The following is a 26254-nucleotide window of genomic DNA, read 5'->3' as shown; positions in this document are numbered from 1 at the left end:
TAGATATAAAATTTATGTTCGCCAAATTCATACAAAGGCCCGTCCTTTCTATCGTAATATCATTAATCATTGTGTTTTTAGGTGCCTTGGCAATTACCGGGCTACCTGTAACACAATTTCCATCCATATCGCCGCCAAAAGTAAACATCACGGCAGAATATCCTGGAGCCAACAATGAGCTCTTAATCAAATCTGTGGTTATCCCATTAGAGCGTGCCTTAAACGGTGTTCCGGGAATGAAATACATTGCTTCTGATGCTGGTAATGATGGCGAAGCCAGTATTCAAGTGGTTTTTAATTTGGGTACTGATCCAAATCAAGCATCATTAAACGTACAAAACCGTGTAGCCGCCGTAACCAATAAACTTCCTCCTTTGGTAGTAAGGGAGGGCGTAAAAATTACCAGGGAAGAATCGAATATGCTCATGTATATCAACCTATATAGCAAAGACCCTAAAATGAACGAAAGTTTCCTTTATAACTTTGCTGATATTAACATTTTAGCAGAGCTGAAAAGGGTTGATGGTGTTGGTTTTGCCGATATTTTAGGTGATCGTGATTACGCAATGCGAATTTGGTTAAAGCCAGATCGGATGCAGGCCTATAAAATTTCTGCAGATGAAGTAATGAAAGCGCTAGATGAGCAAAGTTTAGAAGCTTCTCCAGGCAAAACAGGCGAAAGTTCGGGTCAGCGATCACAGGCATTTGAATATGTACTAAAGTATTCTGGTCGATATACCACCAAAGAACAATATGGAGACATTGTATTGCGTGCCAATCCCAATGGTGAGATGCTTCGCCTTAAAGATGTTGCCGATGTAGACTTCAGCAGTTCTGCCTATAATTTGTATTCAAACTTGAACGGAAAATCATCCGCTGCAATCGTACTTAAACAATCTTACGGAAGTAACGCAAGTCAGGTAATTAAAGATGTAAAAGCCAAAATGGCCGAAATTAAATCATCATCATTTCCAAAAGGTTTAGATTACGAAATCAGTTATGACGTATCGAAATTCTTAGATGCATCTATTGAAAAGGTAATCCACACACTGGTTGAGGCTTTTATTTTGGTAGGTTTAGTGGTGTTTTTATTCTTAGGAGATTGGCGTTCAACCTTAATTCCGATTATTGCTGTACCAGTATCCCTAATTGGAACATTTGTTTTCATGCAGTTTTTCGGGATCACCCTAAATCTGATCACATTATTTGCGCTAGTATTGGCCATTGGGGTGGTGGTAGATAACGCCATCGTAGTAATCGAGGCCGTCCATAGTAAAATGGAGCACAGTAAAATATCTGCGTTAAAAGCGACCCAACAAGCCATGAAAGAAATTAGTGGCGCCATTATAGCCATTACCTTCGTTATGGCCTCGGTGTTTATTCCTGTGGCTTTTATGTCTGGACCAGTGGGAATTTTCTATCGCCAGTTCTCTATTACCATGGCAACGGCAATTATTCTTTCGGGAGTTGTGGCTTTAACTTTAACGCCAGCTTTATGCGCCATCATGTTAAAAAATGATCACGGGAAGGTTAAAAAGAAAACCCCAATTGATCGTGTTTTAGATGGCTTTAACAATTGGTTTGGCAGATTAACAGGAAGCTATAAAAACATTTTAGATAAGGTTGTAACCCGTAGGCTTTTCACTTTTGGAGCACTAATCTTTTTCTGTATTGGAATATGGTTGTTAAACAGCTCGGTTCCATCAGGATTTATTCCAAACGAGGATCAAGGAATGGTTTATGCCATTATTCAAACTCCTGCAGGATCTACATTGGAGAGAACCAACCAAATTGCCAAACGATTGCAAGTGGTTGCTAAAGGAATTGAAGGTGTAAAATCTGTTTCTTCATTAGCAGGTTACGAAATCCTTACCGAAGGAACAGGATCGAATGCGGGAACTTGTTTAATCAACTTAAAAGATTGGAGTGAACGTAAAAACTCCTCGCTGGATGTGATTAAAGAATTGGAAGTAAAGGCCAAAGACATTCCTGGAGCAACTATTGAGTTTTTCCAACCTCCAGCGGTGCCAGGTTATGGTGCGGCAGGCGGTTTCGAGCTGCGTCTTTTAGATAAAGCCGGAAGTGGTGATTACAAAAAAATGGAAACCGTGAGCAACGATTTTGTTAGGGAGCTGAATAAGCGTAAAGAACTTTCATCTGTATTTAGTTTCTACAGTGCCAGCTTCCCTCAATATATGCTAAAAATCGATAACGACCTTGCTCAGCAGAAAGGCGTAACGATTGATAACGCTATGAATACTTTATCAACGTTTGTGGGGAGTAATTACGAAACCAGTTTCATTAAATACGACAGGCAATACAAAGTAATGGTGCAGGCATTGCCTCAATATAGAGCATTACCAAGCGATATTTTAAAGCTTTCGGTAAAAAATAGCCGTGATGAAATGGTGCCATTTTCTGCCTTTATGAAAATGGATAAAGTATATGGTTTATCAGAAATTACCCGACATAATATGTCTAACGATTCGGAAATTAGCGGACAATCTGGTCAGGGATATAGCTCTGGTGAAGCCATTAAAGCCATTACGGAAGTTGCACAAAAAACACTGCCAAGAGGTTTTGGGATAGATTGGGCGGGGATTTCAAAAGATGAGGTATCTAGAGGAAATGAAGCGATTTATATTTTCTTGATTTGTTTGGGCTTCGTTTACTTGATTTTGGCCGCACAATACGAGAGTTTTATTTTACCGCTTTCGGTAATCCTATCGTTACCTGCTGGTATTTTCGGAACCTATCTTTTACTTAAAATTCTAGGCTTAGAAAACAATATTTATGCTCAAGCGGCAATGGTTATGCTTATTGGATTGCTGGGTAAAAATGCAGTGCTAATTGTAGAGTTTGCCGCACAAAGGCAGAGTCAGGGGGTTTCTGTAGCTCAAGCCGCTATAGAATCAGCAGTTGTTAGGTTCCGCCCAATTTTAATGACTTCTTTCGCTTTCATTGCTGGCTTAATTCCCTTAATGATTGCAACCGGTCCTGGCAAAATTGGTAACAGAACTATTGGTACAGCCGCAACCGGCGGGATGCTTTTCGGTACCGTGTTTGGGGTAATTATAATCCCGGGCTTATATTTCATTTTTGGAACCATTGCCGCAAAGCGAAAATTAATCAAAATTGAAGAAGAACATCCATTAACCGAAGAAATTGAACACAATGTTTAAGAAAAATATATATAAAGGCGTTGCATTCGTTTTAATCTGCATAGCCTACACCGCTTGCAAAGTACCGCAAGTTGCACAGAGAACCGAAAACAAAAATGTACCAGGAAGTTTTAATACTTCAATTGATACTTTAAGTAGCGGTAAAGTACAATGGCGTCAGTTCTTTACTGACCCTAATTTGGCTAGCTTGATCGATACTGCTTTAAAGAATAACCAGGAATTGAACATCACGCTTCAAGAAATTGAAATTGCTAAAAATGAAATTAGAGCAAAAAAGGGAGAGCTTTTACCAACAGTGGGTTATAGAGTAGGTGCTGGATTAGAAAAAGTAGGACGATATACAAGTGGCGGTGCTGGAGATGCTTCAACAGAAATTACACCAGGAAAAGAAGTGCCTGAAGTATTGCCAGATTATGGATTTGGAATTCAAGCCAATTGGGAAGCCGATATTTGGCATAAATTACGAAATGCAAAAAAAGCAGCTGTAACGCGTTATTTATCAACAGTGGAAGGTAAAAATTTCGTAATCACTAACCTTGTTGCAGAAATCGCAAATACATATTACGAATTATTGTCGCAAGATAACCAGTTGGAGATTGTTAAAAAGAACATTGCGTTGCAAAGCAATGCACTTGAATTAATGAAAATTCAGAAGCAGGCCGCTAGAGTTACCGAGCTTGCAGTGCGTAAATTTGAAGCGGAGGTTTTAAGTTCGAAAAGTTTGGAATTTGATATTCAACAACAAATCACTGAATCTGAAAACAAAATTAATTTCTTACTTGCTCGCTATCCACAAACTATTGTAAGAGATAAAACCAGCTTTCTTGATTTAGTTCCGCCAACCATTCAGGCGGGTATTCCGGCACAATTGCTAGCCAATCGTCCAGATATTAAACAAGCAGAATACGATCTTTCAGCAGCTAAATTAGACGTTAAAGTTGCAAAAGCACAGTTTTATCCATCATTGGGAATTTCTGCTACTCTAGGTTATCAGGCATTTAATCCTACTTATTTATTAAGAACGCCAGAATCTTTAGCGTATTCTTTGGCTGGAGATTTAGCAGGCCCACTAATTAACAGAAACGCCATTAAGGCCGAATATTTAACCGCAAACGCGAAACAGTTGCAGGCCGTATTTAATTACGAGAAAAGCATTTTAAACGGATATATGGAGGTCGCAAATCAGTTATCAAACATAAACAATCTGCAGAAAAGCTATGAGTTAAAATCTAAGCAAGTTTTAGCATTAACGCAATCAATAGAAATTGCTAATGATTTATTTAAATCAACAAGAGCAGATTATTTTGAAGTGCTAATGACGCAACGTGATGCGTTACAATCTAAATTAGAGCTTATCGAAACCAAAAAGCAACAGTTAAATGCTGTGGTAAACATCTATCACGCTTTAGGCGGTGGATGGAATTAAGCAAATAAACTTTGACAACTTCCTTGCTCAATCGCATAGAAAGTTGTCAAAGTATTTATTTTATACTAGATCTCACAGCCATTTTCATCGCAAACGGCATCATCAGTTTTATTTAAAGATGTTAATGTAGATTTCGGCTGAGTTTCTTTCCATTCGGTAAAACTCTGCGTTAAAGCATCAGTAAAAGCTTGAACAGGTTGGGCACCAGAAACCCCATACTTACGATCCATTACAAAATAGGGAACACCACGGATTCCCAAACTCTGACTTTCATAAACATCATAACGAACAGCTTCCGCAAATTGATCGCTATTTAAAACTTCCTCTGCTTCAGCTTTATCCAAGCCAATTTCTCCAGCAACATCAACCAGAACCGAAGTTTCGCCAATATTTCTGCTTTGAACAAAATGAGCTTCAAATAATTTTTCTTCGGCTAAATCCTGAAGATTATGTTTTGCTGCCAAATGAATTAATCGGTGTGCATTAAAGGTATTTGCTGGAATATTTTTATCAAAATCAATTGTTAATCCTGCATTTGAGGCCATGTCAACAACCTGCTTGGTCATTTGCTTTGCTTGCTCAATCGGCATCCCTTTGCTTCTAGAAAGGTATTCGTAAACCGTTTCGTTATTTGTATTGTGATATTCAGGATTAAGCTGATAGCTTTTCCAATCCACCTCAATTTCATTTTTAAACGGAAGCCTATCGATTGCCTGTTCAAAATGCCTTTTCCCGATATAGCAAAACGGACACATTACATCCGACCAGATTTCTACTTTCATGGAGTAAAATTACCTTGATTATTGTAAAGATGGGTAAGCGCAAAGTAAAAACACATTCCCCAAAATTATTCCCCAAACTGAGCAATTTTTTTCCCAGCAGGGGAAATAGTTCCCCACACGAAAAATAATATTATTTTTAAGTTGCTGATTATTAGTTAGTTGATTTATTTAATCTTTCGGCATCATTTTAACTTACATATAACATTAAATCAAACCATAAGCAATGTTGCTATGATAAACCAAATGAAATGAAAAAAAACTTATTAGTGCTTTTAATTGTCGGACTAGGGCTTTCGGCGAGTGCTCAAAAACAAATTTTTGAGGGGCCATCAATGAAAACGGAAATACCAAAGCACAAAATTGTAGCAATCATTCCGTTTTCAACTAAGATAACTTACAAAAAGCTTCCTAAAAATTATGATGCTGCAGCTAATAAAGAACAAGAAATGGCGATGTCAAAATCAATACAATCTAGTATGTACACTTATTTGTTGAGAAAAGCTGATAATTATTCTGTTAAATTCCAAGATATTGACAAAACAAACATCCTATTAAAAAAGGCGGGAATAATTGATAAGTTAGACGAAATGACTAAAGATGAAATTGCCAAAGTTCTAGGTGTTGATGCAATTGTTGGCGGGAGTTATGATAGTGAATCTACTAAATCTGAAGCGGGCGCAATTGCTACCTCTCTAATAGGATTAGGCGGAAAAACTGGAACAGGAAAGCTAACCTTAATAATAAACAATGGCGCTGATGGTGAATTATTATGGCGCTTCTACAAAACTATGGATGATAATATCAAAACTTCAACAGATGAATTGGTTGAAACTATGATGAGAAAAGTTGCTAGAAACTTTCCATATTCAAAGTAATCTAAAAGCTAAAAGCCATTTGAATGGCTTTTAGCTTTCTTTCCTACTTATACAACTGATTAAACAGCAACTTAAATGTTCCATGAGTTTGTGCCCGGAATGTAATTTCTGGCCCAAATGCATAAAGTGTTCCTTTTCCAATTTGGCTTTGGAAACTCGTGATCCCATCTTTTAGATAAGCTTGCCCCCAAGCCCAGCCGCTTCTTAGTGGAGCAGAAGAATTAAACCACATCAAGGGTTCAATTTTATAATCTGATTTTGATTCTTTATCCAATTTAAAAACCGGACTTTCATCAAAATACACATCAGTAAGTTTATCTAAACCCCAGTTAGCGGGTTTATTTACATCAATTTCTGTTTGCAAAACACTGCCGGGGATGTAATATTTTTCATCAGGAAGTTTTTTGTCTTTCCCATCAACAAGCTCAACAATGGCGTTTTTTACGGGCAAGCCCAATTGAAATGCAAGATTTGTACTCGTTCCCATTGTTACGATCTTTCCTCCTTCTTCTAAAAATTTCTTCAATTCGGGAATAGATTTATCAGCAGTGATTCTTCCCAATTGCTTTCTGTATTCTTCAGGAATATCTTCGGCTTTTGGTCCAAAATTTCTACCGCTAGCTCCTTGCGCCTGAAGTACGGGAATTGCGCCACCAACAAACACAATTACATCATATTTAGATTTCAGATTTCCTGCATCAACATCCTGCGGATATATAACATCAATAGCATAATGGTACTGCTCCATTATAAAACGAACCCAACCAGAAGGCATCGATCCGCCATAAGTATCCCATAAAGCAATACGAGCATTATTTACCGCAACCTTACGTTTTGGTTCAGCTCCAATTTGAGCATTCACATTTGCTTTTTGCAAAACCTCAACTGCTTTAGCTGATGATTTAACATAGAAATCGCCTGATTTTTCATCACGAACGATGGCCAAATTTGCTTTTAATAAATCGTTAACGGCTTTATAAGAATCATTTTGTTTGGAGCTTAAAACAAATCCTTTACCTAAAGGCACTTTATTTAATGGTGTTAAAAGTTCTCCAACGGGTAATTTTTTAAATGGGCCAGAAAAATCATTCAAAATCCGATCAAACTTAACATTCATTAAATAAGCCAAAGTCCAGCCCGCAGCATCGTATGGAGCAACTGGTGGGCCACCAGGATATTTAAAATCATTTGGATGATCTTGTGGCTCAAACATATCCAAAACGTGCGGTCTAAAAGCTTGATCGGTTTTTACAACATAACTTCCGGCAGGATATTTCTTGCCTTCAACAGTAAAATCGGCAGAAGCTTTTTCTACAACAATTCCAGTTCTAATTAAAGCATTCAAAAATTTAACTGCTGTGTTAAAGTCGGGTTGATTTGCCGAAAGAATATAACCTCTGGCATCTCGATTAACTGGCGCCTTCATCACCGTATCATAAGCTTTCATACTCATTTGTCTGCGAGCGCCAAAATCAGATTCTCCACCAGTAACTGTTGCGCCTTTATCATTTTTAGCAGCCTCATTTATAGCTTCAATCTTTTTAGGCGAAAACGACCAATTATCTTTGCTTCCTCTATCAATAGAGTTTCTGCCCATTTGATAAATATTAAACAACAATTCATCGCGATAGCGCTGGGCGTACCCTAAAACAGCATAATTTAACGAAACCGAATAATCGATCGAATTTTTGAAATACCATTTTCTCGGCGTAATCGGGTTCGGAGAATCTCCGCTAGGCAATAATCTAGAAGGCACCAAAGGAATATCAGAAGGTGTTGGGCTACCAATAATTTCTGTTAACAAACCAACCATATTATGGAAATAAGTTGTAGTACGAAGTCCTCCGTTATACCAAGTAGAATATACAGATCCGCCTCGTTGTGTGTATCCGGGTTTGTTTTCTACATTCATTCGGTTGTGCATTGCGGCACCAACAGCATCTAAACTGGTTAAAATTGTTGGGTCGAAAACATAATTAAAAGGATCGCGATAGGGCGGGCCAGCAACAACGGTTCCTGCAGGACCAGCCTGATGGTGGTTGTACATAATCTGCGGAATCCATTCTACAAAAAGCTGACGCCCGATGTTTTGCGTTTCCTTAAGATTAAGCATAAAGAAATCTCTATTATTATCATGTCCCGCATACTTTTCATAAAGCCTTGGCAAACCACTTAAAGTTCTTTTTTTAGGATCCTTATCTCTCATGTACCAATTACTTACCAGTTCCTGTCCATCAGGATTTGCATGGGTAAATAGAATGATCACATTATCCAAAATACGCATCGTTTCAGGGTCTTTCCTCGAAACAAATTCGTAAATGGTCTGGATTAATTGATGTGCCCCAACGGTTTCATTAGCATGTAAGCCACCGTCAATCCAAACAACAGCTTTACCTTCTTGCGCCAATGCTTTTGCCTTTTCTGGCGATATTTCTGCATGCGCAAGTTGTTGCGAAATCTCTTTGTAGCGATCTAGTTTTTTTAAGTTTTCTGGCGAAGAAACAATCAGCATATACTGGCTTCTTCCTTCTTCGGTTTTGCCTATATCTACGAGTTTTATTCGGTTTGATGCTTCTGCAAGTTTCTTAAAATAAGCTTCAGTCTGCGTGTAAGTGGCCAGTTGATAGTCATCGCCAATACTGAAGCCAAAGTGCGATTTTGGTGTAGGGATTTCCTGTGCAATTGCAACAACGGAACTGCTTACAATTAAAAAGGCAAGACACAGCTTTTTAAAGTAGTTTTTTATCATAATCGGGATTTGTTGGTTGGATAATCAAATATAATATAGAAAGGTATCCAAAAATGCCCTGAAGTAAATTTGTTACAAGTAGATCTTTAGGTTTTAGAGCGCCATTTAAGGGGAATGACTAGAAATCGAAAAATTTCTTAATCCTAATCCATACATTTGCCATTGATGTAAGTTCTTAACTTTATTTTTTCATCAACCGATATAGGTTCCGGGTGTAAGATCTGGATTAAAAGGGAATCGTGTGAAAATCACGAGCTGTCGCGCAACTGTAAATCTTGTCTTTAACAAAAAAGACAACAGTTTTATCAATTAGGCCACTGTGTTTTCGAACATGGGAAGGCGATAAAATTGGGGATAAGTCAGGAGACCTGCCATTATCGAATTGACGGTGCTTTCGCGTTATAAAGCAATTGGTCAGGTCTGATAGGTTCACAATAAAATTAACCGTTTTATTAAAGTTTGTGCTAAGCTTTTATGCTGATGCTCCGATTTTTTGTGCCCATTCCTTTCCATTTATTTTTAGCAGAAAACAGTATAAAATATTGCAAAAAGGGCTTTTAAACGATTTATTTACTTAATCTTTAAAAGAAATGCTAACGCAAAATCTTGGCTATCCGCGAATTGGTAGCCACCGAGAATTAAAGAAAATCTGCGAAAATTATTGGGCAGATAAAACTGGGTACAAAAACGTACTTCAGGTAGGCAAAAACATCCGCCATGAAAACTGGCTGATGCAAAAAGAAGTAGGAATTGATGTTATTCCATCTAACGATTTCTCTTTCTACGATCATGTTCTTGATCATTCGTTAACTTTTGGAGCCATTCCGAAAAGGTACAACGAAGTCATTTTAAAAAAGGGTAATTCTGAGCTGGATTTATACTTTGCAATGGCCAGAGGGTATCAAAAAGAAGGCTTGGATGTTGTTGCTATGGAAATGACAAAATGGTTCGATACCAACTATCATTACATTGTTCCAGAATTTTACAAAGACCAGCCTTTTAAACTATTTTCAACCAAAATTATTGATGAGTTTTATGAGGCGAAACAACTTGGAATTACGACCAAGCCAGTTTTAATTGGTCCAGTTTCTTATCTACTATTGGGAAAAGAAAAGGAATCTGGTTTCGATAAAATCGATTTAATAAAAAATCTACTTTCGGTTTACATGGACGTTTTAACTCGCCTAGATGCTCTGGATGTTGAATATGTTCAATTTGATGAGCCTTTTTTAACGCTTGATTTAAACGAAAAAATACAGAAGGCTTACGAATATGTTTATAAGGAAATTAGAAAAGCTTTCCCAAGATTAAAAGTTGTTTTGGCTACCTATTTTGAAGGATTGGGAAATAATCTGGATTTAGCTGTATCGCTTCCGATAAATGTTTTGCATATAGATTTGGTTCGGGCAGAAACACAGTTAAATGAAGTTATATCCGCACTTGGCGAAAAAACCATTCTTTCTTTAGGTATTGTAGACGGAAGAAATATCTGGAAAAATGATTTCGAAAAATCTTTGTCAGTAATTAATCAGGCCGTTGAAAAACTAGGCTCAGATCGTTTATGGATTGCGCCTTCATGCTCATTAATCCATTCTCCTGTGGATTTAACCAATGAAACCGATGAGCAGAATTTATCTGCCGAAATAAAACAATGGTTGGCTTTTGCTAAACAAAAAATAGCCGAAACTGTAATTCTCAAAAAACTCGCCACACAAGAAAGCCCTGCATCTACCCTGCAAAAGCTCGAAGAAAATAAAACCGCAATTAGCAATCGCAAAAGCTCTACTTTAATTCACAATCAACAAGTTAAACAAAGAGTTTTAGCTTTAAAAGATGAAGATTCTGAACGCTTAAGTTCGTTTGCTAGCAGAAAGATTAAGCAACAATCGTTAAATCTTCCGGCTTATGCCACAACAACTATTGGTTCTTTCCCGCAAACGGCAGAAGTGAGAAGTTGGAGAGCAAAGTTTAAAAACGGAACTTACACATTAGATGAATACAACACCTTGATTGCTGAAGAGACTGCAAAAGCGGTAAAATGGCAGGAAGAAATCGACTTGGATGTGTTGGTTCATGGCGAGTTTGAACGAAACGACATGGTTGAATATTTTGGTGAACAACTTAATGGTTTTGCTTTCTCGAAAAATGGATGGGTACAAAGTTATGGCTCTCGATGCGTTAAACCTCCCATAATTTTTGGCGATGTATCTCGTCCGAAAGCGATGACTGTAAAATGGACGGCCTATGCACAATCCTTAACTTCAAAATATATGAAAGGAATGTTAACTGGTCCGGTTACTATTTTACAGTGGTCTTTTGTAAGAAATGATCAACCCCGTTCGGAAACCTGTACACAAATTGCCTTAGCCATTCGGGATGAGGTTTGCGATTTGGAAAACGCAGGAATTAAGATTATTCAGATAGATGAGCCTGCCATTAGAGAGGGCTTGCCTTTACGAAAAGCGGATTGGCAGAATTATTTAAACTGGGCGGTAAAAGCCTTTAAAATTTCAGCGAGTGGGGTTGAGGATGGAACGCAAATCCACACGCACATGTGTTATTCGGAGTTTAATGATATTATTCAGAACATTGCTGATATGGATGCCGATGTGATTACGATAGAAACTTCCCGTTCGCAAATGGAGTTGTTGGATGCTTTCGCCGATTTTAAATATCCAAACGAGATTGGCCCAGGCGTTTACGACATCCATTCGCCAAGAGTTCCAAAAAGGGAGGAGATGGTTCATTTATTAAAGAAAGCAAAAGCTGTTATTCCAAGCGAGCAACTTTGGGTAAACCCAGATTGCGGATTAAAAACCCGTGGATGGGATGAAACCAAAAAAGCTTTAATTGAAATGGTTGAAGCGGCAAAGGAAATGCGCCAGGCAGAAGTTGTATTAACAGCTGAGCAACAAATAAATTAATACTTTTGCCACGGAAGCGCAGAAAACACAGAAGAAATTGAATAAAATTAATCTGTAAAGATCCGTGTTTCCGTGGCTAATTTATAAACCCAATATGACTCTAGAAGAAAGAATATCCAACTCAAAAACAAGCATTTTTAAAGCTGTTTTCCCGAATACGACCAATCATTACGATACCCTTTTCGGTGGAACGGCCATGCACTTAATGGACGAAGTAGCCTTTATTACCGCAACTCGCTTTAGCAGGCAGATTATGGTTACGGTTAGCAGTGACAGAATCGATTTCAAAAAACCAATCCCTGCTGGAACTATTGTAGAGTTAATTGGAATGGTGAGCCATGTAGGCAATACCAGTTTAAAAGTGAATGTAGAAATTTACATTGAGCAAATGTATGCTGAGGGTAGAGAACTTGCTGTTCATGGAAGTTTTACCTTCGTTGCTATTGATGAACAGAAAAAACCGGTTCAAGTAATTAAGTAATTTCTTGTAACTGAGGCACTGAAATCACAATATAATTACATCTTTTAGGTAAAAAATTAATTATAAACCCGATTGGGAAAAAAACAGAAAATTAATATAGAATCAAATAAAGATAAGCGTACACAACCGGCGCAGCCAATAACAAACCGTCAAAACGATCTAGCAAACCGCCGTGTCCTGGCAATAAACCGCCACTATCTTTAGTATCTAAACTTCGTTTAAGCATCGATTCTACCAAATCGCCTAGCGTACCAAAAGAGGCGATTAAAACCGCCATTCCTGCCCAAACAATTACTTTGTTTTCGGTAAATAAATAAGATAAACCGATGGCAACCAAAACGCTTGTAAACATTCCTCCAAAAAAGCCTTCCCAACTTTTTTTAGGCGAATGGCGCTCGAATAATTTTCGCTTACCATACTTTACCCCAAAAAGATAGGCGCCTGTATCGTTAGCCCAAAGCATCAATAAAAAAGCTAGCGGAAAATGAAAGTTGTAATTATTCCAGTCTTTTAAAAACCCTAAGGCATGAAAAAAGCAAAATGGAATAGTTACATAAACAAAGCCCACAAAGGTGTAGGAGATGTTGGCGAAAGGAATTTTGTTCTTCTTGTAGAGTTCGCTAATGAAAACAGAGAAGATTAAGGGGATACATAGCAGAAGATATTTTACATCGTATTTTAGGTAATGCAAACCCGCCGCCATTAAGAAAATTAAACCTCCGGCAACTAAGCCAATATTTCGGTGTGGCCTAATTCCTGAATTTTTAATCAGTTTATAAAACTCAAAAAGAGATAAAATACTTAAGATGAGATAAAACGCTGTAAAAGTATAGCTGCCCAAAAAGATGGAGCCAAGCATAACAATGGTAAAAAAGAATGCGGTTATTGCCCGGGTTTTCATTTAAGGTTGGGTAAAGGGTTAGAATTTTTTATTCAATTTCATTTTGAACCATATACTCAATGGCTTTATCAAAATCGGCCTGATTTACCAAAACGTTTACTTCGCCAAAATTATAAGCTGCAAGTTGCTTATTAATTGTTACGGCAGGGATTCCGGCTTCAGTTAAGCCCTGTTTTAAAACTTCGGCGGCAAATGCATCGCCGGTTGTATATACTTTAACCCAGTTTTCGTTCACGTTGTGCGGTATCTTTAAAAAATTTAAACAAAGCTATGGTTATTATTACACTAATTACATAGCCATACCAAGGAAATCCTATCGGTTCATCTGCTTTATCTAAAGGCATATTGTGTTTTTGCATGTAAAGCGCAACACAAACGGCGTAAGCATTATTTAAAAAGTGTGCTAACATGGCGTACCAAATGCTTCCACTGAAATAGTATAAATAACCAAAACCAGCGCCTAAAAGCATACGAGGAATAAAGCCGTAAAACTGTATATGGATGGCGCTAAAAATTATTGCAGAAACCCAAATGGCTAGATGCGGGTTGTTAAAAATTCTATTTAAACTCCGTTGAACTCCGCCTCTAAACATGAGTTCTTCGCCAATGGCGGGCAAAACGGCAATCATGATCAAGTTAACTACAAAATCCCAATTATTGCGTACGGTGAGGAGCTGAATGGTTACTTTCATCGCTTCATCTTCCTTTTCTTTCATCCATTGTTCTATCCATTTTAAAAAATCAGGCAGAATCATTTTTTGATTCCAAATCGCTGTCCATTCCATAAATGGCATGCTAACGATCATGATGACTAAAACGAGAATCAATAACACAAATTTTGGCTTTCCAAATGCGTAAAAATCTGAAGGTTTTTTACGTTCTGTTAAAGCAAGTGCAATTGGAGGAGCAATAAACATTCCGATTGAACTTGTAATTTGAAGGATTTTTAAAGCGTCTGTAAATTTGGGATCTCCACCGGCAATCAGCTCAAAATTACTAATCATCCCGAAACCATAAATACATAAAATGATCACCAATCCGATAATCGAAAATATTACAGCGCCAACAATAGCGTAAACTAAAAGTAAAAGTAATTGTAGGAAAGGATCGATTTCGACCTTTTTAGGTGTTACAAAATTCATTATTTGTACCTTTGTATGTTTTATTAATCGTTGAAGATAGAAAATGTCTGTAAAGATAGGAAATATAGATTTGGGGGAGTTCCCGTTATTGTTGGCTCCGATGGAGGATGTTAGCGATCCGCCATTCCGTTATGTGTGTAAGCAAAACGGTGCTGATTTGATGTACACTGAATTTATTTCATCTGAAGGCTTAATCCGTGATGCGGCAAAAAGCCTTAAAAAACTTGATATTTTCGAATACGAAAGACCTATTGGAATTCAGATTTTTGGTGGTGATATCGACCACATGCGTGAGGCTTCAGAAATTGCCTCACAAGCTGGGCCAGATTTAGTTGATATAAACTATGGCTGTCCGGTTAAAAACGTGGTTTGCAAAGGTGCTGGTTCTAGCTTATTGCAGGACATTGATAAAATGGTAAAAATGACTGATGCTGTTGTGAAGGCTTCTCATTTACCTGTTACCGTAAAAACGCGTTTAGGTTGGGATGATAATACAAAAAACGTTTGTGAGGTTGCCGAAAGACTTCAAGATGTTGGCATCCAAGCGTTAACGATTCATGGCCGAACTCGGGCGCAACTTTACAAAGGTTCTGCAGATTGGAGTCTAATTAGAGAAATTAAGCGTAATCCGCGAATCAAAATTCCAATTTTTGGCAATGGTGATGTAGATAGCCCGGAAAAGGCTGCAAACTGGCGAATGGAGTACGAAGTTGACGGAATCATGATCGGTAGAGCCGCAATTGGTTATCCATGGATTTTTAGGGAAATAAAGCATTTTTTTAAAACCGGGGAACATTTGGCTGGACCAACAATTGAAGAGCGCATTTCTGTTTGTAGAACACATTTAGAAAAATCTATAGAGTGGAAAGGGCCGAAAACTGGGGTTTTTGAAATGCGCAGGCATTATGCAAATTATTTTAAAGGCTTACCAGATTTTAAGCCCTACCGCATGCGTTTGGTTTCTGAAGGAGACATAAATAATATTTATAATATTTTAGACGAAGTGGCAGTGAAATTTGCCAACTACGATCCGACAGATGTAATGGCTTGATTTTTGAAAGCATTTTTGTACATTCGTTTAAATCATCATGGTTACAGCAATTACAGATGGAGTTAAAGTTTCTGTAGAAACTATTTACCAACCGGAATATTCTAATCCGGCCAATGAACATTTTATGTTCGCCTATCGCGTAGAAATTTCTAATCTTTCTGATTATGCTGTCCAGTTAATGCGCAGGCAATGGTTTATATTTGATTCTAACAGCAGTCGTAGGGAAGTAGAAGGTGAGGGCGTAGTTGGAGTTCAACCGATTATTAATCCCGGCGAAACACACGTTTATGTTTCTGGTTGTAACCTTAAAACTGATATTGGAAGCATGGAAGGCAAATATTTAATGAAACGCCTTACCGATGATTCTGAATTTGAGGTAGACATTCCGCAGTTTTTGCTTATAGCACCTTACAAATTAAATTAATAATCCTTTCCGTTCAATCACTAATTCTTTAACGCTTAGGGTTTTTTGCGCCCTGATTTTATTGTTTTATTATACATTTGTATAACGAACCAACAGATTTTTAACGCCTCTTACTTTTTAAAATGATTCCGCTTAATCTTTTAGACTTAGCCCAAAAACAGTTCCCAAACTTAAATTTTGATCTTGATGATGACATCATTAAAGTAGAAAAAATTTTAAAAGCTGAAGCTAAACTAAATCCTGAAGTTAAGGTAAACGACATCGAAAACCTGATTTCTTTCCTTAGGACTTATCGAAGCAAATTCATTCCGATTTTAAAGAATAAGAACATCAATATTATTGTAACAGGGAAGCAGGCTACTATAAATTTTGCCCGCTTCGATCATGAGAATATTCCAACAGAAACACTTCAAGAGTTCGAACAGGCTTTTTCGGGCAATATTTCAGAATATTTAAAACAATGTATTAGAAACAATAAATGGAACAGCTTGAGGAGCATTTTTATCAATTATTCTTTTCTTGTTGGCGATGCAACTAGGGATGAGGTTTATCAAAATTTAAAGCTTAAAAATCAGTCTATAATTTCTGCGATATACAATAATCAGTATGTTGGATATGTTCAGTTAAATCCTTATTCAGCTGATATTCAATATTATTCGATGCTGAGCACTGTAGACCAGCATTTTTTTGATGATGATATTTTGGCCATAAATAATATCATTTGCGAAAAGCAGAAAAACACGGTTCAGAACAAAATCTTTCTCGGTAAAATTCTTTACGCCGCGAGCTATTTCAACGCCTATACCGATAGCTTAAAGGAAACGCTTGAAAACAACCAGCAAATTGCGCTTCAATGGGTTTATCCTAACGAACCGATATCAAATAGTGACTCTACAAGCTCTACAACTATGACGGTTATCATTATCGCCATTGTTGTGGTCGTTATCATTATTGCGATTGCAAGTGGCGCTACCGGATCAATTACGCCCATAATTTTGGTGGTAGGTTTAATTGCCAGACTGATTAATGCACTGAATAATAAGAAGTAGCAATAAATATCATGTACCAAAATAATTGCCAATTCTAAATAACGTTTATGATCCAGATTAGTCTATTAGAATTTGCACTAAAACAGCTTAAAGGTTTAAAACTTGATCATGAAAATGACATTCTCAGAATTGAAAAGATCCTAAAATCAGAAGTGAAATTGAATTCGAAGATTCAACTCAACGATGTTGAAATCTTAGTTGCCTTTTTAAGAACTTACAAAGGAAAGTTTATCGCGTTTTTGAAAGATCAAAATATTTCGAGAATACTACGTAATCGAGATGAAAATTTATTCGTTGGCAATTTTGATCGAAATTCAGTTTCGGATGAGACAGTGATTCAATTTAGCCAGATATTTGAGGAGAACATTTATAACTATTTAACCCAAAGGATTCGCACCAGCGATTGGAACAGTTTAAAAATAGCCTTTGCAAGGTATGGTTTTCTTATTAGCGACTTAAACATTGAAAAGATTACCCAGATTTTGAGGCAAAGAAATTTGTCTATTATTTCTGCTGTAGAAAAAAATCAGTATATCTCCTTTTCTAAGGAAAATGTTTACGCTTTCAATTCCAATTATTACCTTTTACTAAGCATAGTAAATGCCTTTTGTTTTGACGATGATATTCTGCGGATTAATAACATAATCAGCCAAAATCAACACACAAGTTTACAGAATAAAAATGTTCTCGGTAAAATACTTTTTGCGATGTGCTATTATAATCCATATGATGCAGACTTAAAGAGAATTTTGGCGCACAACCAAAAACTAGCTTACTTATGGATGTTTCCGCCTAATCATAAAACTGAGGCCCTTGTAACAGGCAAAACCTTAAAATTTTCTCTTGTTTTAGCTTTTGGCATTATTATTTTGGGCCTAGCTAGTAAGAGCATTGTTGGGGTTTCCTTAGTCATTTCTGTAATACTAGTTGGGCTCATTTATCACCTCTTTTATAGAGATAAATAGCCTAGGCTATTTCAGCCCAAGCGTTCCATTTTTATCTTCAAAATAATCTTTCGGTTTAACTTTTAATAAATGATAAAGTGCCGAGATAATTGCCTTTAGCTCGGTATACTTTGCATCTTTAATGGCTCTTTCGCCATTTGAAATATGCTTTTTGGCTATAGATTCATTTGAATATTCATCAAGATCTTTATAAGAATATTGGTAGAATAAACTCACGTAAGACTCGTCATTTTGGAAATATATTTCTTGAGAAATTTTTTGCAGTTCCTTTGTTTTTGATTTGATAAGCGAGGTTTGATTTGAGTTTAAAAATTGTGCTTCATTTTTAATGATGTTATTAAAAACATGCTCGATTTTAGGGTTTGGCTTTAAAAGAAGTTCTTCCTTGATCTCCATTTTGTAAGCTTGATACTCTTCAATTTCGGCAATAACGTTTTTCCTTCTCACCAAATCATCATAAACCTGAAAAGCCTTGCGCTTACGTTCGTCTATATTATAAATTTTATCCGTTACTAAGTCATCCTCAATATCAATTAGTGCCTTTAAAAGCTCAATAATCTCAATCCGAACATCATTTAAACGATCGGCGATTTCTTCCTGATTGTTGTTACTAAATTCTTCAATTTCATGATCGATATTCGTTAGCGATTTTTCTAATTCGAGCCTAACCTTGGCAATAGAAACCTGTTTTGCCGACGCATTAAAAACCTGGCTAATTTCCAAATTAATGGCGCCAATGTAAATATTTACCGTTAAATCTCTCGATTCGCTGATATCAAAGTCTATTTCAATATCGGTTCCTTTAAGCAGATTTGCAGACAAATCTTCAGAGTTTATTTCCAGATAACCGATGCACAAATTGCTCGCAGGCGAGGTTTCGGCCTTACCTTCAACTATGTTGATGATCAATTTCTCTCCAGAATCTTTTAGAATTGTTTTGGAGATTGTTTTATAAAGCTTTCTAGAAAGTGGCAGAATATCATTTTTCCTAAATACCCGTTCCAAGTAGGTTGTGCCTAAAGTATCATCAACTTCTAAGCAAATATCGTTCGGCAAAGGCTGGCCAGATATGTTATAAATGCCATGATTGATACTTAAATTTTCTTTTTCGAACACCAAAATCTGATGCTTATCAAATATTTTTACATTGAAAAAATTACTGGTTTTGGGTACAAGTTTTAAAAACTCATTAAATTTTGAGTGGAAAGAAATTAAGCCAGTATCAAAACCTCCATCTGTTCTTGTAACCCTATAATAACCAGAAAATTCATTCGGAACAAATCCGGTTAAAAGCTCATCGTTATCTTGAGAATTTACTTCGTAAACCAATTTAACATCTTGAAGTTTAGTGGGTAAATCTTCTTTAATCTCGGCTTTTTCTGTGCTTAAATTTTGCTTATTTTTCGTCCCCGCATAATAACTTGCGCCCACAATAATTGCTGTTGTTGGATCTATACTAGAATCTACAGTAGATTCGAATTCTTGATGCAAATATTCCTTAACGTATGGAATATAGGTTGTTCCGCCCACCAAAATAATACGCTCTACCTGTTTATTAGAAATGCTATTCTTTTCCAATAAGCGCTTTGTTAACTTTACGGTTTCATCCACTTTTGGATGAATAAGTTCGTTAAACTGTTGCCTTGTGATTTCAAATTCGATAAACTTTGATGCAAGATCCAATTCGAGTTCTACAAATACACTTTCCTTAATTGAAAGTTCTTTTTTTGCTTCTTCAGCTCTGTAAAGCAATTCGAAAAACAGTTTGCTGTAGGCACTTTTTTCGGCACTTACCATTTGTTTCCACAAATTTTCTGTACCCAGTTCCTTTTCTAAAATCGGACAAAATAGATGTTCCAAGATTAAATTATCGATATCTAAACCGCCTAAAAAGTTATTTCCTTCATGATCGATAACCTTTAATTCACGATTATTTATACTTACCAAAGCTACATCGAAAGTTCCTCCACCAAAATCGTAAACAAGCCAGTTTTTAGATTCATCAATAGAAATATTCTGTGTATTGGCATAAGCCAAACAAGCGGCAATAGGCTCTTGCAAGAGCAAAACTTCTTGCAAACCAGCGCTGTAACCAGCGCTTTTGGTCGCGTTAGATTGAATGGTATCAAAGGAAGCAGGAATGGTTATTACTGCCGAAGTTGGTTTTTCATCGCCAACAAAGTTGATTAACTCTTTTAAAATCAATGCAGAAAAATCAATTGCTGTTTTATTTTCTTGGGTAGCCGGGACATGAAAAGTATGCTCACTTCCCATTTTCCGTTTAAAACTAGAAAAAACATTTTCTGGTTGAACAGCAGTTAATTCTCGAGCTTTATCTCCAACGAGAATGCGAGCATTTCTGTAAGCAATAACGGAAGGTAAAGTATCTCTAAAACCAACAGGATTTTTGTAAATATTAACTTTTCCGGCTTGAAATTTTCCAATACCCGAATTCGTTGTGCCTAAATCTATCCCAAAATTTATATTTTCCATCCCTATTATTCTACAATTACAACTGCTTTCTGAATCAAGATTCGATTTCCACCTTCGTTTTTGTAGATGGTTGGTTTTAAAACTTTAGTGATTTTTAAATTACTTCCGTTTTCATTTAAAATATTGGCCTCAATTGATGCGTCTCGTTCATCATAAGGCTGATCTTTTGGGTTAACCACAATAAATCCTTCTTGCTCTAGCTCGTGATAAATTCTTTGAAAATTACGTTTAAACGTGGCAAAGTCTTCAGGCTTTATTTTGTTTTCAATTTCGAAAATCTGGGTAATAATATCTTTCATGTAAGCATTTTGAGTTGCATTAACTTGGTTTGACTAATATAGTTTGTTACTTATAATTTGAAAGATAAATTTAAAAATTTGTTGAGATTTAAGTCTCAATAGCCAAAAATAGCTTAAAACACAAAAGCGGCTAGGAACTTATCCTAACCGCTGTATTTTTTATAGGTAGATGTATATTAGTCCCTGTCTCTTCCAAAAAGCATCGATGCATAATAAAGTAAGTTTGCCAAAGCTCCAACAGCGGCAACAACGTACGTCATTGCGGCCCACCAAAGGGCATCTTTTGCTTGTGCATTTTCTTCTTGGGTTTGCATTACGCCACTATTGTTTTTTAACCATGCTAATGCTCTATTACTAGCATCAAACTCAACAGGAAGTGTAATTATACTAAACACCGTTACCAGTGCTAAACCAACTACGCCGATTGCTAAAACGATTGGTGTTACAGAAAAAACCAGCAACATTACACCGAGTAATAATACCCACTGCAATAAATTTGAGGAGATGCTTACTACTGGAACCATTGTGCTCCTTAAGTTAAGCCAAGTGTAAGATTTAGCGTGTTGTACCGCGTGGCCACATTCATGTGCGGCTACCGCGGCCGCTGCTACGCTTCGGCTATAATAAACATCTGTACTTAAATTTACGGTTCTATCTGATGGATTGTAATGATCTGTGAGTTGTCCTTCCGTACTCATTACTTTCACGTCGTAGATTCCGTTATCATGTAGCATTCTTTCAGCTACCTCCTTGCCCGATAGTCCGGAGCTAAGTTGCATTTCTGCGTATTTAGAAAATTTGTTTCTGAAACGCCACTGTACAAACATGCTCAGCACTAATACCGGGACGATTATAATTAAATAAACTCCCATTTTCTTGTGTATGTTTTTCGTTTACCGATATATCAAAAAGCGTTCCCATATTATTTGATTTGAAAAATATACTACTTTTATGGTATGGCAAATGCACTTTCTTACTGGGAGAAAACATCCTTTTTTAACTACGATGTAATTATTATTGGCAGTGGTATAGTGGGTTTAAATGCCGCAATTCATTTAAAAAATTCCGTTCCAAGCTTAAGCATTGCTGTTTTAGAGCGTGGGTTTCTCCCAACAGGTGCAAGCACAAAAAATGCAGGTTTTGCATGCTTTGGAAGTGTTTCTGAGTTAATAGAGCAAGAAAAAATAACGGGTACAAATGGCTTAGCTAAACTTATTGAAAGGCGGTGGAAAGGATTACTCAAGTTGCGCAATTTACTCGGCGATAAGACCGTTGATTATCAATGCTTAGGTGGCTACGAATTATTTAAAAAAGAGGAGCAACCACTTGCTGAACAGTGTGTATCCAAAATTGAACATTTTAATCAGCTTATTCGGAATATTGTTGGCGCTGATGCTTTTAGTTTGTGCAACCAAAAAATAGAATCATTTGGTTTTAATGAGGTCGAAAATCTAATTGTAAATCAATACGAAGCACAAATTGATACTGGAAAAATGATGTTTGCATTGTTACAATACGCTCAGCAACTGGGAATTATTGTGTTCAATAATTGTGAGGTAGACCGCATAGAGGAAAAGGGAAATGGGGCGGAGTTGATCACTAAGAAAGGAAATTTTCATTCTAAAAAACTTATTGTTGCCACAAACGCATTTGTAAATTCACTTTTGCCAGATTTGGATATTACCCCTGGCCGAGGTCAAGTTTTAATTACCGCTCCCATTAAGAACCTAAAAGTGAAAGGAACTTTTCACTATGATAAAGGCTATTATTATTTCAGAAATATAAACGATCGCATTTTGCTTGGTGGAGGTAGAAATATTGATTTTGATACAGAAACCACCACAGAATTCGGACAGACCGAAGTTGTTCAACAGGCATTAGAAAACCTTTTAAAACAGGTAATTTTACCTAACGTAGCGTTTGAAATAGAGCAACGGTGGAGTGGGATTATGGCTTTTGGCAAAGATCTGGAGCCTTTAATTCAAGAAGTTAAGTCTAATGTTTTCTGTGCGACCAGATGCAATGGAATGGGGATTGCCATCGGCTCGCAAACTGGAGAAGATGTGGCAGAAATGGTTTTAAAGAGCTTATAGTTTATTCATCTCTATTTTCATCTTATCTGCCTTAATAGACAAATCATTACTCGTCAAAATCCAACGATTTAATTCCATCTCCCAGTTTTTAAATTTCTCGTTGTTCTTAATTTTATAATATTGAAATAAAATGTAGTAAGCCATTTCGGCTTTGTAGGCTTCATTTGGACAGCCTGGAAGTGCTTCGTAATAGGTTTCTTCTGCTTCCTTTAATCGCCCTGCATTTGTTTTATCGAATACAGTCTGTTTATAATAATCACAATATCTATCAGAAACAAAAGAAATTGGTCTTGTAGACTTGCCTAATTTCTTCATTAGCAGTTGATTTTCTGCATTCGTTCTTTCAATATAAAGCCCTGGATATTGATCATCTCTGAAGCTTACTTTCTGTAAAAATTCTAAAGCCTTTTCAAATTCTCCCCATAAATTATAAGTAGATGCCAATCTAAAAAGACGATCTGTAGATTGATTTTTATTTTTAAAAAAAGATAGCCATTCAGGGTTTCCTATAATATTCAACTCGCCAAATCTTGCTTGTGGAACCAATGCAGCTAAATCTTTTGTAGGTAAAATTCTGTATTTAAATTCTTTAGCCCTTCTTGGCTGATAAGTGTTGTTTTTAATGGAGAAAATTCCGTTTGATTTAAATGTCAATCCTGCAAAATTATCCAAATACACGAAGCCATAAACAAAGATGCTATCCTGATTTGTAGGAATTATAACCCATTTATCTTCGCAATCCAATAATCTTTTATCGAATTTAAAATCTGTTTGGGCTTTTGCTCCGAAAAAACAAAGCAACAGCAAAGCAAGAAGCCATTTCATAATCAGGGAAGAATTGAGTGTTATTTAAAGATAATGGTTTTATTCAACTAAAATAAGTAGATGTTATAAACTATAATCCTTTAGAATAAATGACTTTAAGTTTTATTTCTTCACTAAAATCATTTTCGTAAATTATAGAGGTAATAATTTCATACAATAAATCCCTACCTATTCTGTTATCTGCGACATCAACTGCTACATTTTCCATTTCCCTTATAAATCTTTGAACTTTTAAACTACAATCGTTTATTATAAGAAAGTATGCGGATAACGCTATGGATGCTCTTTTGTTTCCATCATGAAAACTATGGTTTTTATTAATAGAGAAAAAGAGATGTGTAATTTTATCTTCCATATTTGGATAATAAAAATCATTTTTTATGTGCTCTAAAACACTTTCTAAAAGTCCTTGATTTAAAATTCCTAGCATTCCACCAGAATTATTTATAATTTCATCATGGACTAAAATTGCGTGATGTGTATCAAAATATGAAAATGACATTATCTATCCTTTAATCTTTTAAAAACATCTAATAATTCAGGATTGTCAATTATTCTATTTAATAAATCTTTACTCTTATCATCCAAAAATCGTTCATAATCATTTATTCCGAGAGAAGATATGTATGGAATTAATCTTTTATGGGTAATATTTCTTAAACCATAATCCCTACTTGCCATTTTATTTCTAGCATCTTCAATTTGTGGAATCCAAAATCTTTTCTGAGAAAATTCTAGAATTAATTCGTCAAGTTCAGTCGGCATCAATTTTCTGTTGAGTTTTTCAAACATTCTTTTCATTTCATCTGCTATCCCTATTTCGAATGACGCTATTAGTTTCAATATTTCAGAATACATAGTATCCCTAGGATTTTCCTTTTCTTCTAATTGCAAGATTTGTCTATATTCCTTTGCATCTTCTTTAAAAATAACCTTATAAATAGCGTCTGTGTAAACAGCATACTTATAATTACCCATCTCTAAATAGTTACTAAGAGATGTAGTAAATTCTTTTCTATATGCTGGTTCTCTTGCAATTGCCACCAAAAACTCCTCATCTCTTTGATTTATATATTTGGTTGATCCTCCAAGCTTCTTATTTAAAGTATCTATTACAATATCTAATATAGTACTTCTTAATGCTCTAGCTTTTTCACTTTCAGTTAATAACATTCCTAAATTAAGAAACGCACGAAAGTTAAATACAGCTAGCTGAGGTGCTTTTGCTCCCTCTTGTAACATCCATTTAAATTGCTCTTTAAATTCTTTAAGTACTTTTCCCTTCAAATTTGTATAACCATTGTGTTTTAACTCATTCTCATTTTGAGAAAGATATCTGTCAATCGTTGAATTATCTATACCATAAAACTCAGCTACTTGTTGTCTAGTAAATCTATATTCTCCGTCAAACATCATTCCTATTATCCCCAAATAATTTTGAATATTCTCAATTGCATTCTGGTTATTTAGAATATTTTGTCTGTCTATAGCCGATACTGTTAAATCTTTCATATTTCAAAATAATGTGGAAAACTTTAAATGTTTACCTCGTAAATAAGGTAAACATATCACAACTTATTGATTTACTGTGTTTTAGGTGGTGTTAAAATTATTAAAAAACATATTAACATTCTTTTTAATAATATTTTCAAATATAATTTTAATTATTTATTTAAAAATAATGGTTTTATTTCCACTCACAAAAATTCTATCTTCGAAAAGTAATTCCAAAGCTTCTAATAAAACAGCTTTTTCAACTTCCTTACCCGCTCTAACCATTTCCTTCACTCCAAAATTATGATCTACATGGGTAGTGTGCTGTGTAATAATTGGTCCTTCATCCAAATTATCGGTAACAAAATGTGCAGTAGCGCCGATAATTTTTACGCCTCTTTCAAAAGCTTGTTTATAAGGGTTTGCGCCAATAAATGCTGGTAAAAAGGAGTGGTGAATGTTTATAATTTTCCCCGAATAGCTTTTCACAAAATCGGCAGATAGAATTCTCATAAACTTGGCCAAAACAAGATAATCAATCTCAAACTGATCAATTATATTTTTTACTTCAGCTTCAAACTGTGCCTTATCCTTTTCTAAATGTGAAACATGAAAATATGGAATTCCCATTTTTTCGGTAAAATCTCTAAGCTCCTCATAATTACCAATTACACATTGAACATTTGCCCCCAAGGTTTTAAATTGATTTTTAATCAAAATTTCGGCTAGGCAATGGTATTCCTTTGTAACCAAAACTGCAATTTGTTTTTCTTTTTGGGTAATCAAATTTACTTCGGCGTCGTTAGGTAAATTCTCCAGAAGTTTTTGTTTTAGCTTATCTGTTTCCTCAAATGTTCCGATACAGGCAATCCGTGTAAAAAATGCTTTATTTGCTTCATCAACAAACTCTCGCATGGCGATAATATTTAACTGATGCGAGGCCAAAACTCGGGTAATATTGGTAACCAAACCAACTTGATCTGGACAGGATATGAGGATTGTTAATTCGTTCATTTGTATTATTTAAAAGTCAATTATAAACATTAAATAATAATCAGTCACAAATTTATAGATTTATTTTATTAGTTTTCTTACCAAT

22 protein-coding genes and 1 riboswitch are annotated in these 26254 nt (G+C 35.9%); of the genes, 10 read left to right on the top strand and 12 right to left on the bottom strand.

Annotation, left to right across the window (positions count from 1 at the left end; all coding sequences use genetic code 11):
• The first annotated feature begins 14 nt into the window (after positions 1–14).
• Complete coding sequence (locus H7U22_RS07080; RefSeq protein WP_187070654.1) at positions 15–3182, top strand: efflux RND transporter permease subunit; 3168 nt, start codon at positions 15–17, stop codon at positions 3180–3182.
• The gene (locus H7U22_RS07075) at positions 3175–4608 is read left to right on the top strand and encodes a TolC family protein (protein ID WP_187070653.1); all 1434 of its coding nucleotides are present in this window, start codon (positions 3175–3177) and stop codon (positions 4606–4608) included. The genes H7U22_RS07080 and H7U22_RS07075 overlap by 8 nt, the downstream gene beginning before the upstream one ends.
• Positions 4609–4673: 65 nt before the next feature.
• On the opposite strand, the gene H7U22_RS07070 is transcribed toward H7U22_RS07075, so the two are convergent.
• Positions 4674–5390 (bottom strand): DsbA family oxidoreductase, encoded by a 717-nt coding sequence (locus H7U22_RS07070; RefSeq protein WP_187070652.1) that lies wholly within the window; start codon positions 5388–5390, stop codon positions 4674–4676.
• Positions 5391–5638: 248 nt separating this feature from the next.
• Between H7U22_RS07070 and H7U22_RS07065 the strand changes: the two genes are divergently transcribed.
• Entirely contained in the window at positions 5639–6265 is a 627-nt protein-coding gene (locus H7U22_RS07065) for a hypothetical protein (RefSeq protein WP_187070651.1), read from the top strand.
• Between the two features lie 43 nt (positions 6266–6308).
• On the opposite strand, the gene H7U22_RS07060 is transcribed toward H7U22_RS07065, so the two are convergent.
• Positions 6309–9014 carry a M14 family metallopeptidase gene (locus H7U22_RS07060; protein ID WP_187070650.1) on the bottom strand — a complete coding sequence of 902 codons (2706 nt, stop codon included), beginning with the start codon at positions 9012–9014 and terminating at the stop codon, positions 6309–6311.
• Between the two features lie 186 nt (positions 9015–9200).
• Positions 9201–9404, top strand: a riboswitch (cobalamin riboswitch).
• Positions 9405–9604: 200 nt separating this feature from the next.
• On the opposite strand from H7U22_RS07060, the gene metE reads away from it, so the two are divergent.
• Positions 9605–11938: a 5-methyltetrahydropteroyltriglutamate--homocysteine S-methyltransferase gene (gene metE, locus H7U22_RS07055; protein WP_187070649.1), complete on the top strand. Its 2334-nt coding sequence runs from the start codon at positions 9605–9607 to the stop codon at positions 11936–11938.
• A 94-nt stretch (positions 11939–12032) separates the two neighbouring features.
• Positions 12033–12419 carry an acyl-CoA thioesterase gene (locus H7U22_RS07050; RefSeq protein ID WP_187070648.1) on the top strand — a complete coding sequence of 129 codons (387 nt, stop codon included), beginning with the start codon at positions 12033–12035 and terminating at the stop codon, positions 12417–12419.
• Between the two features lie 91 nt (positions 12420–12510).
• Here the strand turns inward: H7U22_RS07050 and H7U22_RS07045 are convergent, their stop codons facing one another.
• From H7U22_RS07045 to H7U22_RS07035, 3 genes are read right to left on the bottom strand one after another with little or no spacing between them, the layout of a single operon-like run.
• On the bottom strand, positions 12511–13320 hold the full coding sequence (locus tag H7U22_RS07045) for a phosphatidate cytidylyltransferase (RefSeq protein ID WP_187070647.1): 810 nt from the start codon (positions 13318–13320) through the stop codon (positions 12511–12513).
• Positions 13321–13348: 28 nt separating this feature from the next.
• On the bottom strand, positions 13349–13555 hold the full coding sequence (locus H7U22_RS07040) for a putative signal transducing protein (RefSeq protein WP_158526236.1): 207 nt from the start codon (positions 13553–13555) through the stop codon (positions 13349–13351).
• A complete protein-coding gene (locus H7U22_RS07035) occupies positions 13536–14462 on the bottom strand; it encodes a CPBP family intramembrane glutamic endopeptidase (protein ID WP_187070646.1) in 927 nt (308 codons plus the stop codon). Before H7U22_RS07035 ends, H7U22_RS07040 begins: the two co-directional genes overlap by 20 nt.
• A gap of 43 nt (positions 14463–14505) precedes the next feature.
• On the opposite strand from H7U22_RS07035, the gene dusB reads away from it, so the two are divergent.
• The 4 genes from dusB to H7U22_RS07015 all read left to right on the top strand — a co-directional run bounded on the left by dusB (position 14506) and on the right by H7U22_RS07015 (position 17951).
• A complete protein-coding gene (gene dusB / locus H7U22_RS07030) occupies positions 14506–15513 on the top strand; it encodes a tRNA dihydrouridine synthase DusB (RefSeq protein ID WP_187070645.1) in 1008 nt (335 codons plus the stop codon).
• Positions 15514–15550: 37 nt separating this feature from the next.
• On the top strand, positions 15551–15937 hold the full coding sequence (gene apaG, locus H7U22_RS07025; protein WP_187070644.1) for a Co2+/Mg2+ efflux protein ApaG: 387 nt from the start codon (positions 15551–15553) through the stop codon (positions 15935–15937).
• Positions 15938–16059: 122 nt separating this feature from the next.
• Positions 16060–16986, top strand: coding sequence for a hypothetical protein (locus H7U22_RS07020; protein WP_187070643.1), 927 nt, complete (start codon positions 16060–16062; stop codon positions 16984–16986).
• A gap of 47 nt (positions 16987–17033) precedes the next feature.
• Entirely contained in the window at positions 17034–17951 is a 918-nt protein-coding gene (locus H7U22_RS07015; RefSeq protein WP_187070642.1) for a hypothetical protein, read from the top strand.
• Between the two features lie 6 nt (positions 17952–17957).
• Here the strand turns inward: H7U22_RS07015 and H7U22_RS07010 are convergent, their stop codons facing one another.
• From H7U22_RS07010 to H7U22_RS07000, 3 genes are all read right to left on the bottom strand, one after another.
• Positions 17958–20444 (bottom strand): Hsp70 family protein, encoded by a 2487-nt coding sequence (locus tag H7U22_RS07010; protein ID WP_187070641.1) that lies wholly within the window; start codon positions 20442–20444, stop codon positions 17958–17960.
• A gap of 5 nt (positions 20445–20449) precedes the next feature.
• Positions 20450–20743, bottom strand: coding sequence for a hypothetical protein (locus tag H7U22_RS07005; RefSeq protein WP_187070640.1), 294 nt, complete (start codon positions 20741–20743; stop codon positions 20450–20452).
• A 176-nt stretch (positions 20744–20919) separates the two neighbouring features.
• The gene (locus H7U22_RS07000; protein WP_187070639.1) at positions 20920–21615 is read right to left on the bottom strand and encodes a zinc metallopeptidase; all 696 of its coding nucleotides are present in this window, start codon (positions 21613–21615) and stop codon (positions 20920–20922) included.
• A gap of 84 nt (positions 21616–21699) precedes the next feature.
• On the opposite strand from H7U22_RS07000, the gene H7U22_RS06995 reads away from it, so the two are divergent.
• A complete protein-coding gene (locus H7U22_RS06995) occupies positions 21700–22836 on the top strand; it encodes an NAD(P)/FAD-dependent oxidoreductase (RefSeq protein WP_187070638.1) in 1137 nt (378 codons plus the stop codon).
• Here the strand turns inward: H7U22_RS06995 and H7U22_RS06990 are convergent.
• The 4 genes from H7U22_RS06990 to purU form a co-directional block, all read right to left on the bottom strand.
• A complete protein-coding gene (locus H7U22_RS06990) occupies positions 22831–23661 on the bottom strand; it encodes a hypothetical protein (protein WP_187070637.1) in 831 nt (276 codons plus the stop codon). The genes H7U22_RS06995 and H7U22_RS06990 overlap by 6 nt on opposite strands.
• A gap of 70 nt (positions 23662–23731) precedes the next feature.
• Complete coding sequence (locus tag H7U22_RS06985) at positions 23732–24163, bottom strand: type II toxin-antitoxin system death-on-curing family toxin (RefSeq protein ID WP_187070636.1); 432 nt, start codon at positions 24161–24163, stop codon at positions 23732–23734.
• Positions 24163–25173: a DNA-binding protein gene (locus H7U22_RS06980; protein ID WP_187070635.1), complete on the bottom strand. Its 1011-nt coding sequence runs from the start codon at positions 25171–25173 to the stop codon at positions 24163–24165. The genes H7U22_RS06985 and H7U22_RS06980 overlap by 1 nt, the downstream gene beginning before the upstream one ends.
• A 156-nt stretch (positions 25174–25329) precedes the next feature.
• Positions 25330–26169: a formyltetrahydrofolate deformylase gene (purU, locus tag H7U22_RS06975; RefSeq protein ID WP_187070634.1), complete on the bottom strand. Its 840-nt coding sequence runs from the start codon at positions 26167–26169 to the stop codon at positions 25330–25332.
• Positions 26170–26254: the final 85 nt, after the last annotated feature.

It is taken from the genome of Pedobacter fastidiosus, assembly GCF_014306625.1.
Taxonomy (GTDB): Bacteria; Bacteroidota; Bacteroidia; order Sphingobacteriales; family Sphingobacteriaceae; genus Pedobacter; species Pedobacter fastidiosus.
This window is presented reverse-complemented; position numbering and strand designations above follow the sequence as displayed.